Source organism: Pseudomonas sp. 05N432 (assembly GCF_056396945.1).
In genome coordinates this window covers 379,298-394,947 of record NZ_JBFTMM010000001.1, presented here as the reverse complement: position 1 = coordinate 394,947, position 15,650 = coordinate 379,298, and the positions used below count along the sequence as shown (strand labels likewise).

Annotated in this window: 11 protein-coding genes; 2 read left to right on the top strand and 9 right to left on the bottom strand. The window is 60.8% G+C overall.

Features of this window, described 5'->3' with window-relative positions:
• Positions 1–33: 33 nt before the first annotated feature.
• Genes AC1DHT_RS01845 through glyA form a run of 4 tightly spaced genes read right to left on the bottom strand, consistent with a single transcriptional unit; the run spans position 34 to position 5,919 of the window.
• Positions 34–3,051, bottom strand: coding sequence for a sarcosine oxidase subunit alpha (locus AC1DHT_RS01845; RefSeq protein WP_427545892.1), 3,018 nt, complete (start codon positions 3,049–3,051; stop codon positions 34–36).
• Positions 3,048–3,377, bottom strand: a complete 330-nt coding sequence (locus AC1DHT_RS01840) for a sarcosine oxidase subunit delta (RefSeq protein WP_427545894.1) — start codon at positions 3,375–3,377, stop codon at positions 3,048–3,050. Before AC1DHT_RS01840 ends, AC1DHT_RS01845 begins: the two co-directional genes overlap by 4 nt.
• Before the next feature lie 14 nt (positions 3,378–3,391).
• Entirely contained in the window at positions 3,392–4,642 is a 1,251-nt protein-coding gene (locus tag AC1DHT_RS01835) for a sarcosine oxidase subunit beta (protein WP_019693993.1), read from the bottom strand.
• A 23-nt stretch (positions 4,643–4,665) separates the two neighbouring features.
• The gene (gene glyA, locus AC1DHT_RS01830; RefSeq protein WP_103315868.1) at positions 4,666–5,919 is read right to left on the bottom strand and encodes a serine hydroxymethyltransferase; all 1,254 of its coding nucleotides are present in this window, start codon (positions 5,917–5,919) and stop codon (positions 4,666–4,668) included.
• Between the two features lie 320 nt (positions 5,920–6,239).
• Between glyA and AC1DHT_RS01825 the strand changes: the two genes are divergently transcribed.
• Positions 6,240–7,280 (top strand): threonine aldolase family protein, encoded by a 1,041-nt coding sequence (locus AC1DHT_RS01825; protein ID WP_427545896.1) that lies wholly within the window; start codon positions 6,240–6,242, stop codon positions 7,278–7,280.
• Between the two features lie 259 nt (positions 7,281–7,539).
• On the opposite strand, the gene gbcB is transcribed toward AC1DHT_RS01825, so the two are convergent.
• The gene (gbcB, locus tag AC1DHT_RS01820; protein ID WP_427545898.1) at positions 7,540–8,640 is read right to left on the bottom strand and encodes a glycine-betaine demethylase subunit GbcB; all 1,101 of its coding nucleotides are present in this window, start codon (positions 8,638–8,640) and stop codon (positions 7,540–7,542) included.
• Positions 8,641–8,922: 282 nt separating this feature from the next.
• Here gbcB and gbcA point away from each other — a divergent pair, with 282 nt between their 5' ends.
• Positions 8,923–10,218, top strand: a complete 1,296-nt coding sequence (gbcA, locus tag AC1DHT_RS01815; protein ID WP_427545900.1) for a glycine-betaine demethylase subunit GbcA — start codon at positions 8,923–8,925, stop codon at positions 10,216–10,218.
• A gap of 852 nt (positions 10,219–11,070) precedes the next feature.
• Here the strand turns inward: gbcA and AC1DHT_RS01810 are convergent.
• Genes AC1DHT_RS01810 through dgcB form a run of 4 tightly spaced genes read right to left on the bottom strand, consistent with a single transcriptional unit; the run spans position 11,071 to position 15,614 of the window.
• Positions 11,071–11,637, bottom strand: a complete 567-nt coding sequence (locus tag AC1DHT_RS01810) for a GNAT family N-acetyltransferase (RefSeq protein ID WP_427545902.1) — start codon at positions 11,635–11,637, stop codon at positions 11,071–11,073.
• A 21-nt stretch (positions 11,638–11,658) separates the two neighbouring features.
• Positions 11,659–12,429, bottom strand: a complete 771-nt coding sequence (etfB, locus tag AC1DHT_RS01805) for an electron transfer flavoprotein subunit beta (protein ID WP_145014360.1) — start codon at positions 12,427–12,429, stop codon at positions 11,659–11,661.
• 15 nt (positions 12,430–12,444) lie between these two features.
• On the bottom strand, positions 12,445–13,665 hold the full coding sequence (gene etfA, locus AC1DHT_RS01800) for an electron transfer flavoprotein subunit alpha (protein WP_054594378.1): 1,221 nt from the start codon (positions 13,663–13,665) through the stop codon (positions 12,445–12,447).
• The gene (gene dgcB / locus AC1DHT_RS01795) at positions 13,665–15,614 is read right to left on the bottom strand and encodes a dimethylglycine demethylation protein DgcB (protein ID WP_427545904.1); all 1,950 of its coding nucleotides are present in this window, start codon (positions 15,612–15,614) and stop codon (positions 13,665–13,667) included. The genes etfA and dgcB overlap by 1 nt, the downstream gene beginning before the upstream one ends.
• Positions 15,615–15,650 lie beyond the last annotated feature (36 nt).

Below are 15,650 nucleotides of genomic sequence, written 5' to 3'. Positions count from 1 at the left end.
GGTGCAGCTGCCACCCCACAGGATTCGAGGCCACTAGATGTTCTGGCGATCGCCTTTCGGATCGAAGAACACCGAAGAAACGATTTCCGCTTCGATCACGCTGCCGTCGGCCAACGGCGCGAACACGCGCTCGCCGATGCGCTTCAAGCCGCCTTTGACCACACCCATGGCAAACGAGTAGCCAAGGGAGTTGTGGGCGTAGCTGGAGGTCACGTGACCGACCATGCTCATCGGGATCGTTTGCTTGGTGTTGAACACCAGTTGCGCACCTTCCGGCAGCCATTTGGTCGGGTCGATCGGCTTGAGGCCGACCAACTGTTTGCGCTGATCACGCACACAGTCTTCACGGTTCATGCCACGCCAGCCGATCCACGAGAACGGTTTGGTGCGACCGACGCACCAGCCCATGTTCAGGTCGTCCGGGGTCATCGAGCTGTCAGTGTCCTGGCCGACGATGATGAAACCCTTCTCGGCCCGCAGGACGTGCATGGTTTCAGTGCCGTACGGCGTCAGGTTGTACTTCTTGCCAGCCTCGACGATTTTTTCCAGGACGCCCATCGCGTAGTCGGCCTGCACGTTGACTTCGTACGACAGCTCACCGGTAAACGAAATCCGGAACACCCGCGCCGGAACGCCACCGACCAAACCTTCTTTCCAGGTCATGAACGGGAAGCCGTCCCGGTCCAGATCGATGTCGGTCACTTCGCTGAGCAGCTTGCGGCTGTTCGGCCCGGACAGGGTCATGGTCGCCCAGTGGTCGGTAACCGAGGTGAAGTACACCTTCAGGTCTGGCCATTCGGTCTGGTGGTAGATTTCCAGCCATTGCAGCACGCGTGCAGCGCCGCCGGTGGTGGTGGTCATCACGAAATGGTTGTCGGCGAGGCATGCAGTAACGCCGTCGTCGAAGACCATCCCGTCTTCTTTACACATCAGGCCGTAGCGAGCCTTGCCCACGTCGAGCTTGGTCCAGGCGTTGGTGTAGACGCGGTTGAGGAACTCACGCGCATCCGGGCCTTGAATGTCGATCTTGCCGAGTGTCGAGGCATCCAGCAGGCCAACGCTTTCACGCACGGCCAAGCATTCGCGCTTGACGGCGGCATGCAGGTCTTCACCGTTTTTCGGGAAGTACCAAGGACGTTTCCACTGACCGACGTCTTCAAACTCGGCACCGTTCTTCACGTGCCAGGCGTGCAGTGCGGTGTAACGCACTGGCTCGAAGATGTGCCCACAGTGACGACCGGCTACCGCACCGAAAGTCACCGGCGTGTAGTTCGGGCGGAACATGGTGGTGCCCATCTGCGGGATGGTCACGTTCAGCGAACGGGCGGCGATGGCCAGACCGTTGACGTTGCCAAGCTTGCCCTGGTCAGTACCGAAGCCCAGTGCGGTGTAACGTTTTACGTGCTCGACCGACTCGAAGCCCTCGCGGGTCGCCAGCTCGATGGCGGCCGCGGTGACGTCGTTCTGCAGGTCGACGAATTGCTTCGGCGCACGTGCGGTAGCCTTTTCATGCGGCACCTGGAACAGCGCCAGAGTCGGTTCTTCCACACGGCTCAGGGCTTTTGGCAGGACGCCTTCGACCGCTTTGAAGCCGGCTTCGCTGGCCGCGCGCACGCCGCCTTCAAAACCGTCGGCCAGGGAATCGCCGAGGCTGTAGACGCCATTGATGCCGCCCACGCAGACGCGTTTTTGCGGTGCTTCACCCGGGATGAAACCGAGGATGTCTTCACGCCAGATCGGTTTGCCACCCAAGTGCGACGCCAGGTGAACCACCGGGCTGTAGCCGCCGGAACTGGCAACCAGATCGCATTCAAGCCACTCGCCAGGGCTGGTGACGGTGTGCGCCTTGACGTCGATCGCGGCAACACGAGCAGCGGTGACGCGCTTGCTGCCGCGTGCTTCGATGACGGCACTGCCGGTCAGGATACGGATGCCTTTGGCGCGCGCTTCTTCTACCAGCGCACCGCGAGGATTGCTCCGTGCATCAGCGATGGCCACCACTTGCAGGCTGGCGTCGAGCCAGTCCAGCGCCACGCGGTAGGCGTGATCGTTGTTGGTCGACAGCACCAGTTTTTTGCCTGGAGCTACGCCGTAACGGCGCACATAAGTCGAGACGGCACCGGCGAGCATGTTGCCCGGCACATCGTTGTTGCCATAGACCAGCGGACGCTCGTGAGCACCGGTCGCCAGCACCACGCGCTTGGCGCGAACCCGGTGGATACGCTGACGAACCTGGCCAATCGGTGCGCGGTCGCCGAGGTGATCGGTGAGGCGCTCGTGGATGGTCAGGAAGTTGTGGTCGTGGTAACCGTTGACAGTCGCACGAGGCAACACCAACACGTCAGGGGTGTTTTTGAGCTCGGCAATGACACTGGCGACCCACTCGGTGGCGGGTTTGCCGTCGAGGCTTTCACGGGAGTCGAGCAGGCTGCCGCCAAACTCTTCCTGCTCATCGGCCAGAATCACTCGGGCGCCGCTGCGCGCAGCCGCCAGGGCAGCCGCCAGGCCGGCCGGGCCACCGCCAACGATCAGCACGTCGCAGTGCTGGTTCATGTAGTCGTAGGTGTCCGGATCGTTTTCGGTCGGCGAACGCCCCAAACCTGCGGCCTTACGAATGTACTTCTCGTAGGTCATCCAGAACGATTGCGGGTACATGAAGGTTTTGTAGTAGAAGCCCGGTGGCATCAGCTTGCCGCCGACCTTGCCGAGAATCCCCATCATGTCGTTGTTCACGCTCGGCCAGCCGTTGGTGCTGGTGGCGACGAGCCCCTGGTACAGCGCCTGTTGAGTGGCGCGCACGTTAGGAATTTGCGTGGCTTCGGTAGCACCGATCTGCAGCACCGCGTTCGGCTCTTCAGCGCCTGCGGCGAAGATCCCGCGAGGACGCGAATACTTGAAGCTGCGACCGATGATGTCGACGCCGTTGGCCAGCAATGCAGCGGCCAGGGAGTCGCCTTCAAAGCCCTTGTAAACCTGACCGTTGAAGGTGAAGCTCAGGACTTTGTTGCGGTCGATCCGTCCACCGTTGGACAGGCGATTGATCTGGCTCATACCTTCGCTCCCAGAGCCTGCGCGGCCGCTTTCGGACTTTCAGTCTTGTCGGTGAACTGCGGCTTGGTGCCGATCTTGTAGGTTTCGAGAATCTCGTAGGTCACGGTGTCACGGGTGACGTTGAAATACTGACGGCAACCGGCAACGTGATCCCACAGCTCGTGGTGCAACCCGCGAGGGTTGTCACGGAAGAACATGTAGTCGCCCCACTCCTCGTCGGTGCAGGCGTTCGGGTCCAGTGGGCGCGGGATGTGCGCCTGGCCGGATGCATGGAATTCCTCTTCGGAGCGCAGTTCGCCGCAGTGAGGACAGAAGATGTGCAACATAGGGATTTCTCCTGTTAGTGGGCGACCGCAGCAGCGCCGTGTTCATCGATCAACGCACCGCTGTGGAAGCGGTCGATGGAGAAAGGTGCAGCCAATGGGTGCATTTCACCCTTGGCAAGGCTGGCGGCAAACACGTTGCCCGAGCCTGGAGTCGCTTTGAAACCACCGGTGCCCCAACCGCAGTTGAAGAACATGTTCGGTACCGGCGTTTTCGAGATGATCGGGCAGGCGTCCGGCGTGGTGTCGACGATGCCGCCCCACTGGCGGTTCATGCGTACGCGGGACAATACCGGGAACATCTCGACGATGGCCTGGATGGTGTGCTCGATCACCGGGTACGAACCGCGCTGGCCGTAGCCGTTGTAGCCGTCGATACCGGCACCGATTACCAGGTCGCCCTTGTCGGACTGGCTGATGTAACCGTGTACGGCGTTGGACATGATCACGCTGTCGATAATCGGCTTGATCGGCTCGGACACCAGCGCTTGCAGCGGGTGGGATTCGATCGGCAGACGGAAACCGGCCAGTTTGGCCATGTGCCCGGAGTTACCCGCGGTGACGACACCGACGCGCTTGGCGCCGATGAAGCCCTTGTTGGTTTCAACACCGATGCACACACCGTTTTCCTTGCGGAAACCGATCACTTCGGTCTGCTGGATCAGGTCCACGCCCAAGGCATCGGCCGCACGGGCAAAGCCCCAGGCCACGGCATCGTGACGGGCCACGCCGCCGCGACGCTGGACGGTAGCGCCCATCACCGGGTAGCGAGTGTTTTTCGAGCAGTCGAGGTACGGAATCTCGTCAGCCACTTGCTGAGCGGTGAGCAGTTCGCCATCGACGCCGTTGAGGCGGTTGGCGCTGACCCGACGCTCGGAATCACGAATGTCCTGCAGGGTGTGGCACAGGTTGTAGACGCCACGCTGGGAGAACATCACGTTGTAGTTCAGGTCCTGGGACAGACCTTCCCAGAGTTTCATCGCGTGTTCGTACAGGTGGGCCGACTCGTCCCACAGGTAGTTGGAACGCACGATGGTGGTGTTGCGCGCGGTGTTACCGCCGCCCAGCCAGCCCTTCTCKACCACGGCCACGTTAGTGATGCCGTGTTCTTTGGCCAGGTAGTAGGCGGTCGCCAGACCATGCCCGCCGCCGCCGACGATAACCACGTCGTAGACTTTTTTCGGAGTCGGCGTGCGCCACATCCGCTGCCAGTTTTCGTGGTGGCTGAGGGAGTGTTTGAAGAGGCCGAAGCCTGAGTAGCGTTGCATAGTCATTTGCTCCAAAACCGCGCTCAGCGATAAACCGGGAAGTCCGCGCACACAGCTGCCACATGCTTGGCAACATTGGCCTCGACATCGGCGTCGCCGAGGTTGTCGAGGATGTCGCAGATCCAGCCGGCCAGTTCAACGCACTGGGTAACTTTAAAGCCGCGAGTGGTGACCGCCGGGGTGCCGATACGCAGGCCCGAGGTGACGAACGGCGATTGTGGATCGTTCGGTACGGCGTTCTTGTTCACGGTGATGTGGGCACGACCCAAAGCGGCGTCGGCTTCCTTACCGGTCAGGCCCTGACGGATCAGGCTCACCAGGAACAGGTGGTTATCAGTACCGCCGGACACTACATCGTAGCCACGTTTGATGAAAACGCTGGCCATTGCCTGTGCGTTGTCGATCACTTGTTGCTGGTAAGCCTTGAAACCAGGCTCCAACGCTTCCTTGAAGCACACCGCCTTACCGGCGATCACGTGCATCAGCGGGCCGCCCTGGGCACCGGGGAAGACAGCCGCGTTGAGCTTTTTCTCGATTTCTTCGTTGGCCTTGGCCAGGATCAGGCCGCCACGCGGACCGCGCAGGGTCTTGTGGGTGGTGGTGGTCACCACGTCGGCATACGGCAGCGGGTTCGGGTACAGGCCGGCAGCGACCAGACCGGCAACGTGCGCCATGTCGACGAACAGCAGCGCACCCACCTTGTCGGCGATCTGACGGAAACGTGGGAAGTCCAGAGTCTTGGAGTAAGCCGAGAAGCCGGCGACGATCATCTTCGGCTTGCATTCGACGGCCAGACGCTCGACTTCGTCGTAGTCGATCAGGCCGGTTTTGGTGTCGATGCCGTACTGCACGGCGTTGTACAGCTTACCCGAGGACGACACCTTGGCGCCGTGGGTCAGGTGACCGCCATGCGCCAGGCTCATGCCGAGAATGGTGTCGCCGGCTTGCAGCAGGGCCAGGTAAACGGCGCTGTTGGCCGACGAGCCGGAGTGCGGCTGGACGTTGGCGTAATCAGCACCGAACAGCAGCTTGGCGCGTTCGATGGCCAGCGCTTCGACCTTGTCGACGTGCTCGCAGCCGCCGTAGTAGCGCTTGCCCGGATAACCTTCGGCGTATTTGTTGGTCAGGCCACTGCCTTGCGCTTCCATGACGCGTTTGCTGGTGTAGTTCTCTGACGCGATCAGCTCGATGTGATCTTCCTGGCGCAGCTCTTCGGCATTCATCGCCGCCAGCAGTGCATCGTCGTAACCCTTGATCTGGTCTTGCTTGCTGAACATCGCGTCTCTCCCAGCGGCGGCTTGTGCGCCTTTCGTCTCGGTGAGGCACGTACCTTGCGGCAGTGCCCTTTGGAAGCGATGGTATGACCGGCGCAGACAGGTCAAATGCCTATGGACGCCACGCAAAGGTGCGTTTACGACATGACCCGGGATCAAGGGGAAAATGCTGAAGGATCATGCGGCGAGCAGGTGTTTCAAGGTTTGCAGTAGACACGCGCATAATCTCCCAAGCTGTTTGCATTTTTCCTACAGAAACAGGGCGTGTGCTCCCCTGCCAATCTTGGGTACAGTGCGCACCATCATCGACCACGGAGCCGGCCATGACCGACAAGAGCCAACAATTCGCCAGCGACAACTATTCCGGTATCTGCCCGGAAGCCTGGGCCGCCATGGAACAGGCCAATCAAGGCCACCAACGCGCTTATGGCGACGATGAGTGGACGGCACGCGCCTCGGACGATTTCCGCAAATTGTTCGAAACCGACTGCGAAGTGTTCTTCGCCTTCAACGGCACCGCTGCCAACTCCCTGGCGCTGTCGTCGCTGTGCCAGAGCTACCATAGCGTGATCTGCTCGGAAACCGCCCACGTCGAAACCGACGAATGCGGCGCGCCGGAATTCTTCTCCAACGGATCCAAGCTGCTGATCGCACGTACTGAAAACGGCAAGCTGACCCCGGAATCGATCCGCGAAATCGCCCTCAAGCGCCAGGACATCCACTACCCGAAACCGCGTGTCGTAACCCTGACCCAGGCCACCGAAGTCGGCAGCATCTACACCCCGGAAGAAATCCGCGCCATCAGCGCCACCTGCAAGGAACTGGGCCTGAACCTGCACATGGACGGTGCGCGCTTCTCCAACGCCTGCGCGTTCCTCGGTTGCACGCCTGCGGACCTGACCTGGAAAGCCGGCGTTGACGTGTTGTGCTTCGGCGGGACGAAAAACGGCATGGCGGTGGGTGAGGCGATTCTGTTCTTCAACCACAAGCTGGCCGAAGACTTCGACTACCGCTGCAAACAGGCCGGGCAACTGGCGTCGAAAATGCGTTTCCTCTCGGCACCATGGGTCGGCCTGCTGGAAAACGACGCCTGGCTCAAACACGCTCGTCACGCCAACTACTGCGCGCAGTTGCTGGCCGAGCTGGTAAGCGACATTCCGGGCGTTGAACTGATGTTCCCGGTGCAAGCCAACGGCGTGTTTCTGCAACTCTCGGAATCGGCCGTTGCAGCACTGACCGCCAGGAGCTGGCGTTTCTACACCTTCATCGGCAAGGGCGGCGCACGCTTCATGTGCTCGTGGGATACCGAGGTAGAACGCGTACGGGAATTGGCGGCGGATATTCGGGAAGTGATGAGCGCCTGACTGGACTGAGGCGCTTGATAGGGTTGTGGAGTATCAGCTGAATCCCCCCCTCACCCTAGCCCTCTCCCCAGGGGGTAGAGGGAACTGATCGGGCTGTGCACTTTCGAGATACTGCGACCTGAGATGTCGAGTCGAACTCAGGTTTGAAAAGCGTGAAGATCTGCTCCCTTTCCCCTCTCCCCACTGGGGCGGTCCGACGTTTCGGGAGGGCTGGGGCGAGGGGGGGCTCTTGAAGTTGCCCCCCCCGTCTAACTTCACATCAGAACTCGATCCGCACATCCCCTTTCGGCACGCTGCAGCACGACAGGATGTAACCCTCGGCTTCGTCTTCTTCGGTGATCCCGCCGTTGTGCTCCATCTCGACCTCCCCGCCCAGCTTCATCACCTTGCACGTTCCGCAGATCCCCATCCCGCAGGCTTTCGGAATCAGCAGGCCAAGTTTGGCGGCGGCGGCGTGTACGGTTTCACCTGGCGCCACGCGGATGCTTTTGCCGGACGCGGTAAATTCAACCTGATGCAGGTCAGCGGCGTCGATTGCCGGCGCGTCAGCAGCTTGTTCGGCATGTTCCACGGCATCGGCGCGGGCTTCGGGCGGCGTGGCACCGAAGGACTCCTCGTGATAGCGCTTCATGTCGAAGCCAGCGGCCTCCAGCAGGCGCTTGACCGCGTTCATGTACGGCGTCGGGCCGCAGCAGAACACTTCGCGATCAAGGAAGTCCGGCGCCATCAGCTCGAGCATTTTGTGGTTCAGGTAACCGCGATAACCAGCCCACGGCTCACCCATGCCATGCTTCTCGCAGATCAGGTGCAGGCTGAAGTTGTCGATCCGCGACGCCATGTGCTCCAGCTCGCGGTGATAGATGATGTCTTTTGGTGAGCGGGCACTGTGGATAAACACCATATCGACATTGCCGTTGGTGTCGTAGAACCAGCGAGCCATGGACATTACCGGGGTGATCCCGACGCCGCCGCTGAGATAGAGCACTTTCGGTGCGGTGAAATCCATCGCGTTGAACAGCCCGACCGGCCCGTGCACCGCCAGCTCCTGGCCTTCGTGCAGAGTGTCGTGCAGCCAGTTGGAAACCTTGCCGCCCGGTACGCGCTTGATGGTTACCGAAAAGCTGTAAGGCACCGACGGCGAACTGGAAATGGTGTACGAGCGCATGATCGGTACGCCCTCGATCTCCAGTTCCAGGGTGACGAACTGCCCCGGTTTGAAGAAGAACATGATCGGCTGGTCGGCCATGAAGCAGAAGGTCCGCACGTCCCAGGTTTCCTGGATGACTTTGACGCAACGGACAATGTGCCGGCCATTGGCCCAGGTCTGGGTGGTTACCGGGTTCAGGAAACTATTGGACATGCTGATCTCCACGGTCGACTGTCGACCTCATGTTGCCGATTCTGCTCAAGGTGTGCAGTGGCCACTTACCTATCTACGACATTCACGTACTTATCGCGACCAGCCCACAACCACCGGGGGTTGAGCGTCGGGAACAGATTGGGCCATGTCGCCCATGGATAAGGTTCCAGCCTGCGCCGGCCCCACACTCGCTTCAACAGATAAACGCTGTTTTCTGCCTTGCGTTGCACAAACCGTAGCCACTATTCGCCGGCCACACAGATGGCCATGAGGACTTAAACGATGGACGTCACCACTACCTTGAGCTTGGGCGATCCACTGGAACCCGCACGCAAGGCCACCGCGCAGATGCTGCATGAGCGCGAGCGTACATTTTCGCTGCCACAGCCGTTCTACTCTGATGAGCGGTTGTTCGATATCGACATGCAGGAGATCTTCCAGAAAGAGTGGTTGATCGCCGGCATGACCTGCGAAATCCCGACCAAGGGCAACTTCCTGACCCTGCAGATCGGCAAGAACCCGATCATTGTGATTCGCGGCGCAGAAGGCGTGGTCCATGCCTTCCATAACGTCTGCCGTCACCGTGGCTCGCGTCTGTGCACCAGCGAAAAAGGCAAAGTCGCCAAGCTGGTCTGCCATTACCACCAGTGGACCTACGAACTCGACGGGCGCCTGCTGTTCGCCGGCTCCGAGATGGGCGACGACTTCGACATGAAGCAGTACGGCCTGAAACCGGTCAACGTGAAGACCGCTGGCGGCTACATCTTCGTCAGCCTCGCGGAAAACCCGCCGGCCATCGATGACTTCCTGTCGACACTGAGCCATTACATGGAACCGTACGACATGGAAAACACCAAGGTGGCGGTGCAAACCACCCTGGTAGAACAGGCCAACTGGAAACTGGTGCTGGAAAACAACCGCGAGTGCTACCACTGCAACGCGTCGCACCCGGCACTGCTGAAAACCCTGCTGGAATGGGACGACGTCACCGACCCGCGTGCCGACCAGGCGTTCAAGGACCACGTAGCCGCTTCTGCCGCTGCCTGGGAAGCCGAGAAGATTCCTTACGCACACGCCAGCTTCGGCCTGCGTAACCGCATCGTGCGTATGCCGCTGCTCAAGGGCACCGTGTCGATGACCCTCGACGGTAAGCAAGCCTGCAAGAAACTCATGGGCCGGATCCAGAACCCGGACCTGGGCTCCATGCGCATCCTGCACCTGCCGCACTCGTGGAACCACTGCATGGGCGATCACATCATTGTGTTCACCGTGTGGCCGATCAGCGCGCAGGAAACCATGGTCACCACCAAATGGCTGGTGCACAAGGACGCTGTCGAAGGCGTGGATTACGACGTCGAGCGCATGCGTGAAGTCTGGGATGCGACCAACAACGAAGACCGTCGCCTGGCCGAAGAGAACCAACGCGGGATCAACTCCACGGCGTACCAGCCAGGCCCGTACTCCAAGACTTACGAGTTCGGCGTGGTGAACTTCGTGGATTGGTACAGCGAGCGCCTGTTGAACAACCTGGGTGCAGAACCTGCGCCTTACCTCAAAGGCGTGCCGGTTCACGGTTAAGATCCAAAAGCATCGCGAGCAGGCTCGCTCCCACAGGGGATTGGTGGTGTTCACAAATGCTGCGAACACCATCATTCAATGTGGGAGCGAGCCTGCTCGCGATAGCGTCCTACCTGTCACTACATCCCGCCCCTGAATACACACCCCCTGGTCTTTAGAACTGTACGAAATATGATCTATCGCGTTCCAGCCTATATGGAACGTGGCGTACAGCCTTCCGCGAACAAGTTATCCACACCTCCACCCACAGCTAATGGGGACAACTGTGGAAAGGCCGGAAGTTTTCTCCACAGAAACTGAAGAAAATCCGTGACTTATTCAATTGATCGGTTTTCGACAGCCACTGCCTATTTTTTGATCAAAACCCTGTAAGCCACGTTTTTCATGGCCCACAGAGGATCGCAAACACCTTATCCACAGAAGCGCCAACAGACTTTGGGGGCAACTGTGCAAACTATTCAGTGCGCTGTGGAAAACCACGTCCAGGCTGCATATTTCGTGGGTTTGAACAGTCAGCGGAGGGTAAAACCCAGCATTTGGTCATTTATTAACCAGAAGCTTGAAAGCCACGACCTGTATGGCTTACAGCGGACAGCAAACATCTTATCCACAGAAGCGCCAACAGAGATTGGGGGCAAGTCGTGAGCTACACACGCCCTTATCCACTGAAAAAAGCTCGAAAAAACGCGGGGTTAGGCTGGTTGTTTTTCGTACAAGGGCTTGCAGGGCTTGAGATGCGTGGGGTGCAGCGAGGGGTGAACATGTTATCCACAGAAGCGCTAACAGGGATTGTGGGTAAATACATCACCCCTGTGGGAGCAGGTTTGCTCCCACAGGAACTTGGTTGATGCCTTAAGGCCGATACATCAAATAGGCTTCACCCGTGACCCGAATCATCGGATGGGGTGTGATCTGGCAGGTATCGACGACACGGAAGCCATGTCGCTCGTAAAACCGACGGGCACCGGTGTTCGACGCATAATCGATCAGGCTCAAGCCGTTGAGCCCCAACTGGTTGGCACGGTCGTAAGCGTAGGCGAGGAATTGTTGGCCCAAGCCCTGATTGCGCCAGCCCTCGTGAAGCGCCAAGCTCGATATATAGAGGGTGTCGGGGATTTCCAGATTGGCATATGGCGCCAGGACTGGATCAGTGACGGGAGCGGCCAGCGGATCGTGACGCATCACATAGCTGTGCAGCATGCCAATGACCTTGCCCTCTGCCTGCGCGATCAGGCAGTTCTGATAGGAGAAATCCACATCTTCGCGGGCGTAGCGACTGGCACCGACATCCAGCAGGTCCTGGCCGGGCTCCGCCAGCTGGCTCCAGATGTAATCCGCGGCGCCTTCCGATGAAATCTGAAACAGGCGAGCAATCTCCCGCGCATCCGTGCGCAGGGCCGAACGAAATTCAACTGCCATTTACCGGGCTCCACAGGACCGTTAGCGAACCACGCCTTCTTCAATCAGCAACTTGAGAATTGCCTCAGCCCCAGCCTCGGCACTCAAGCCCTTGAGCACTTGCCCACCGCCGCCGCTGGCCTTGGCCGTTGCGGCTTTCATCCGGTCGGCGCCGCTCTTGGCCTTGATCACTTTCAGGCGTTTTGGCCGTGGCTTGGCCGGTTGCAACGTTGCAACCGCGAGCAATTCATCGTTGATAATTTCAACGTCTTCGGCGTGCAACACCCCACGTCGAGCCGGGCCGAAGGCACTTTGCCGGGGCTTGGGCGCGGCGTTATCCACCGTGGCGAGAAACGGCAGGCGCACCTTCAAGCGTCGACGCTGGCCACGGGGCAAGGCTTGCAGCACCAGGGCCGAACTGCCGTCGATGGATTCGACCTGCGCCAGCCCGACCACCAGCGGCCAGCCCAGGCTTTCCGCCAGCAGGAACGGCAACATGCCCGAGCCTTCACCGGTTTCCGCCTGACTGCCGGTCAGCACGACCTGCGCCCCGGCATCGCGCAAATAAGCGCTCAACGCTGGCAGCGCATCGGCGCCTTGGGGCTGCTCGAGCACCAGCAGTTGTTCCAGGCCCATGCCCAGGTAAGCCCGCAGCGCAGGTTCCTCGACATCACCAGCGTGCAGCACTTGCAGGTTATCCCCAGCCAACTGCAGACCGAGTTCAACCGCCCGCGCATCCTGCTCGGCGCGGCGTGGCCGGCCCGAGGTCGGGTGGGCGCCGATCGACACCAGGCTGATTACATGAGTACTCATAACCCTTTCCTTCTCTTAAGCCGCATCGCGCTTGGCGTCGTTGCGGTAAGCCTCTACCGCCGCGATCAAGGCCTGAAGAATTTCTGCGCTTTCACCTATCACCGACAGGTCGGCACGTTTGATCATGTCGCAGCCAGGATCGAGGTTGATCGCCACCACCTTGTCGCAGGCACCGATGCCTTGCAGGTGCTGGATCGCCCCGGAAATCCCCACCGCCACGTAGACCCGCGCCGTGACCCAGGTGCCGCTGGCGCCGACCTGACGGTCGCGGGCCATGAAACCGTCGTCCACGGCCACCCGCGATGCGCCTTCGGTCGCGCCCAACGCCGCCGCCGTCCTGTGGAAAAGATTCCAGTCCTTGACCCCGTTGCCGCCCGAGAAGATGAACTCGGCTTCGGCCATGGGGATGGCGGCCGGGTCGACCGCTACCGCGCCCAGGTCCTCGATCCGCGACAGACTGCGCGCAACCGTTGTGGATAACTCCACCGGCAACGCTTCATGACGGGTTTCGCTGACCGGCTCGGCACATTCCACCGCCGCCAGAATCAACCGTGCGACAGGGCGCGCCAAGTCTTGCAGACCGGCACCGGCGCGGCCGATGCACTCCTGATCCTTGACCTGCCAGACCCGCGTGGCCGGGCGTTCACCGAGTGCCGCGGCAAAGCGCCGCCCCAGCTCACCGCCACCGGTGCGGCTGTCCGGCAGTAACCAGTGACGAGGACTGAACTGGTTATCCACAGCCCGCAGGCCCTGGACCCGCTGTTCCGGTGCATAACCCTCGAATTCTTCGCCATCGAGCACCAACAGGCGGTCGACGCCCGCGGTGGCGAAGGCGCTTTCCTTGTGTTCGCCAAAGACCACCGCCAACACGGCACCGTCCTTGCCGGCCAATTGATGGGCCAGGCCCAGCAGGTCGCGGTCGTGGCTGCTCAAACGGCCGCCGACCATGTCCGGCACCACGCTGATATAGAACGCAGGCGTCGCCACCTGATGCAGCGGCAATTGCACTTCAACGGCGGCCGTACGCTTGGTCGCCCCGCCTTGCTGGGCACCACTGCGGTCGATCCGCTTGATGCCATTGGGGCCGATGAAACCAATGCCGTGAGGATTCTTGCGAATGATCCCGTTGGGGCCCATCCAGCTGTGTTCCACCGGTTGCATGGCGGCATGCAGCGGATGCAGACGGTTGCGGGCGATCCATTCAGCACGCGGATCGCGGCGGATAATGTCGCTCATCAGTGGGCCTCCGCGGGTTGACGTTTAATCGGTGCCGGTGACTTGCTGGGCGCCGCATCTTCAAGCAGCGCGTCGGCCACCAGTTCGGCAATGTCCTTGATCAGCGGTCGTGGTTCGACCACGCCTTCGAGCATCGCCGTGCACTGTGGGCAACCCACGGCCACCAGCTCGGCACCGGTTTCGCGAATGTCGTCCATGCGCATGTCGGGGATCCGTTGCTTGCCCGGGATGTCAGTGATCGGCGCACCGCCGCCACCGCCACAGCAGCGCGAACGGAAACCGGAACGTTGCATTTCCTTGACCTCGATCCCCAGCGCACGCAGTACCTGGCGCGGTGCCTCGTATTCGCCGTTGTAGCGGCCGAGGTAGCACGGGTCGTGGTAGGTCACGCTGTCGCCTTTGTGCTGACCCAGATTGAGCGCGCCAGCGTCGATGATTTCCGCCATGTAGGTGCTGTGGTGCTGCACCAGGTAGTTGCCATCAAAGGCGCCGTATTCATTCTTCAGCACGTGGAAGCTGTGCGGATCGCAGGTAACGATGCGATTGAAGCTGTATTTGGCCAGGGTCTGGATGTTGCGTTTGGCCAACAGCTGGAAGGTCGCTTCGTCGCCCAGACGGCGAGCCACGTCGCCGCTGTCACGCTCTTCAAGACCGAGCACGGCAAAGTCGACTTTCGCGGCTTTCAGCACTTTGACGAAGGCGCGCAAGGTGCGCTGGTTGCGCATATCGAATGCACCGTCGCCAACCCAGAACAGCACGTCGGTGGATTTCTTCTCGCTGAGCAGTGTCAGGTTCAGGTCCGCCGCCCAGTTCATCCGCCCACCCGGCGCGAAACCGCCTGGGTTGTCGGTGGCAATCAGGTTTTCCAGGACTTCGGCACCCTTGTTCGGGGTCGCGCCTTTTTCCAGGGTCAGATGGCGACGCATGTCGACGATGGCGTCAACGTGCTCGATCATCATCGGGCATTCTTCAACGCAGGCACGGCAAGTGGTGCAAGACCACAGGGTTTCAGCGTCCACCAGACCGTTGACGATCGGTTGATGCGGATTACCGGCGTGCTCGCCAATCGGCTTGCCTGGGTACGGACTGCCAGCGAACTTGGCGTCAGTGCCGCCGGCCAGGCCGACGACCATGTCCTGAATCAGTTTTTTCGGGTTCAGCGGCTGGCCAGCGGCAAACGCCGGGCACGCCGCTTCGCATTTACCGCACTGCACGCAGGCGTCGAAGCCGAGCAGTTGGTTCCAGGTAAAATCCTTGGGCTTTTCCACGCCCAAGGGGGCTTGCGGATCGTTCAGGTCAAGCGGTTTAAGACCTGTAGAACGACCACCACCAAAACGTTCGGCGCGACGGTGCCAGGCCAGGTGCAAGGCACCGGCGAAGGCGTGCTTCATCGGCCCGCCCCAGGTCATGCCGAAGAACAACTCGGACACGCCCCACAGCACGCCGACACCGAGGATCGCCGCCAACAGCCAACCGCCGAAGTTTTCCGGAAGGATGCCCGCCACCGGCAGGGTCACCAGGAAGAACGACGCCGAGAATGCCAGCAAACTTTTCGGCAAGCGCATCCACGGACCTTTGGATAAACGCGCCGGCGGGTTGCGCCGACGCAGGTAAACAAAGATCGCCCCGACGAACATCACTGCCGTCATCAACAACAGTGCATAACCGAGGAAACGGTTATGCAGGCCAAAACCGTGAACCAGGATCGCCAGCACGATGGACGCCACCGCACCACCCGCCGTGGCGACGTGGGTGTTGGCGATGTATTTGTCCCGCGCCACCACGTGGTGCAGATCGACCATGTAGCGTTTGGGCATGGCCAGCAGGCCGCCGATCAGATCGACCTTGGACGCACGGCCCCGGCGCCACATGGCCACCCGCCGCAACGCGCCCAGGACAGCCAGGCCCAGGGCAGCAAACAGCAGGATGGGAAGAAGGGTGTTTAACATGGTGGAGCTCCCAAAGACCTCGGGGTCATGTGCGTG

Coding starts and splice junctions, on each gene's coding strand:
- AC1DHT_RS01825 (WP_427545896.1), top strand. CDS start 6,240: ATGACCGACAAGAGCCAACAATTCGCCAGCGACAACTATTCCGGTATC.
- etfB (WP_145014360.1), bottom strand. CDS start 12,429: ATGAGTACTCATGTAATCAGCCTGGTGTCGATCGGCGCCCACCCGACC.
- AC1DHT_RS01840 (WP_427545894.1), bottom strand. CDS start 3,377: ATGTTGCACATCTTCTGTCCTCACTGCGGCGAACTGCGCTCCGAAGAG.
- etfA (WP_054594378.1), bottom strand. CDS start 13,665: ATGAGCGACATTATCCGCCGCGATCCGCGTGCTGAATGGATCGCCCGC.
- dgcB (WP_427545904.1), bottom strand. CDS start 15,614: ATGTTAAACACCCTTCTTCCCATCCTGCTGTTTGCTGCCCTGGGCCTG.
- glyA (WP_103315868.1), bottom strand. CDS start 5,919: ATGTTCAGCAAGCAAGACCAGATCAAGGGTTACGACGATGCACTGCTG.
- AC1DHT_RS01845 (WP_427545892.1), bottom strand. CDS start 3,051: ATGAGCCAGATCAATCGCCTGTCCAACGGTGGACGGATCGACCGCAAC.
- gbcB (WP_427545898.1), bottom strand. CDS start 8,640: ATGTCCAATAGTTTCCTGAACCCGGTAACCACCCAGACCTGGGCCAAT.
- gbcA (WP_427545900.1), top strand. CDS start 8,923: ATGGACGTCACCACTACCTTGAGCTTGGGCGATCCACTGGAACCCGCA.
- AC1DHT_RS01810 (WP_427545902.1), bottom strand. CDS start 11,637: ATGGCAGTTGAATTTCGTTCGGCCCTGCGCACGGATGCGCGGGAGATT.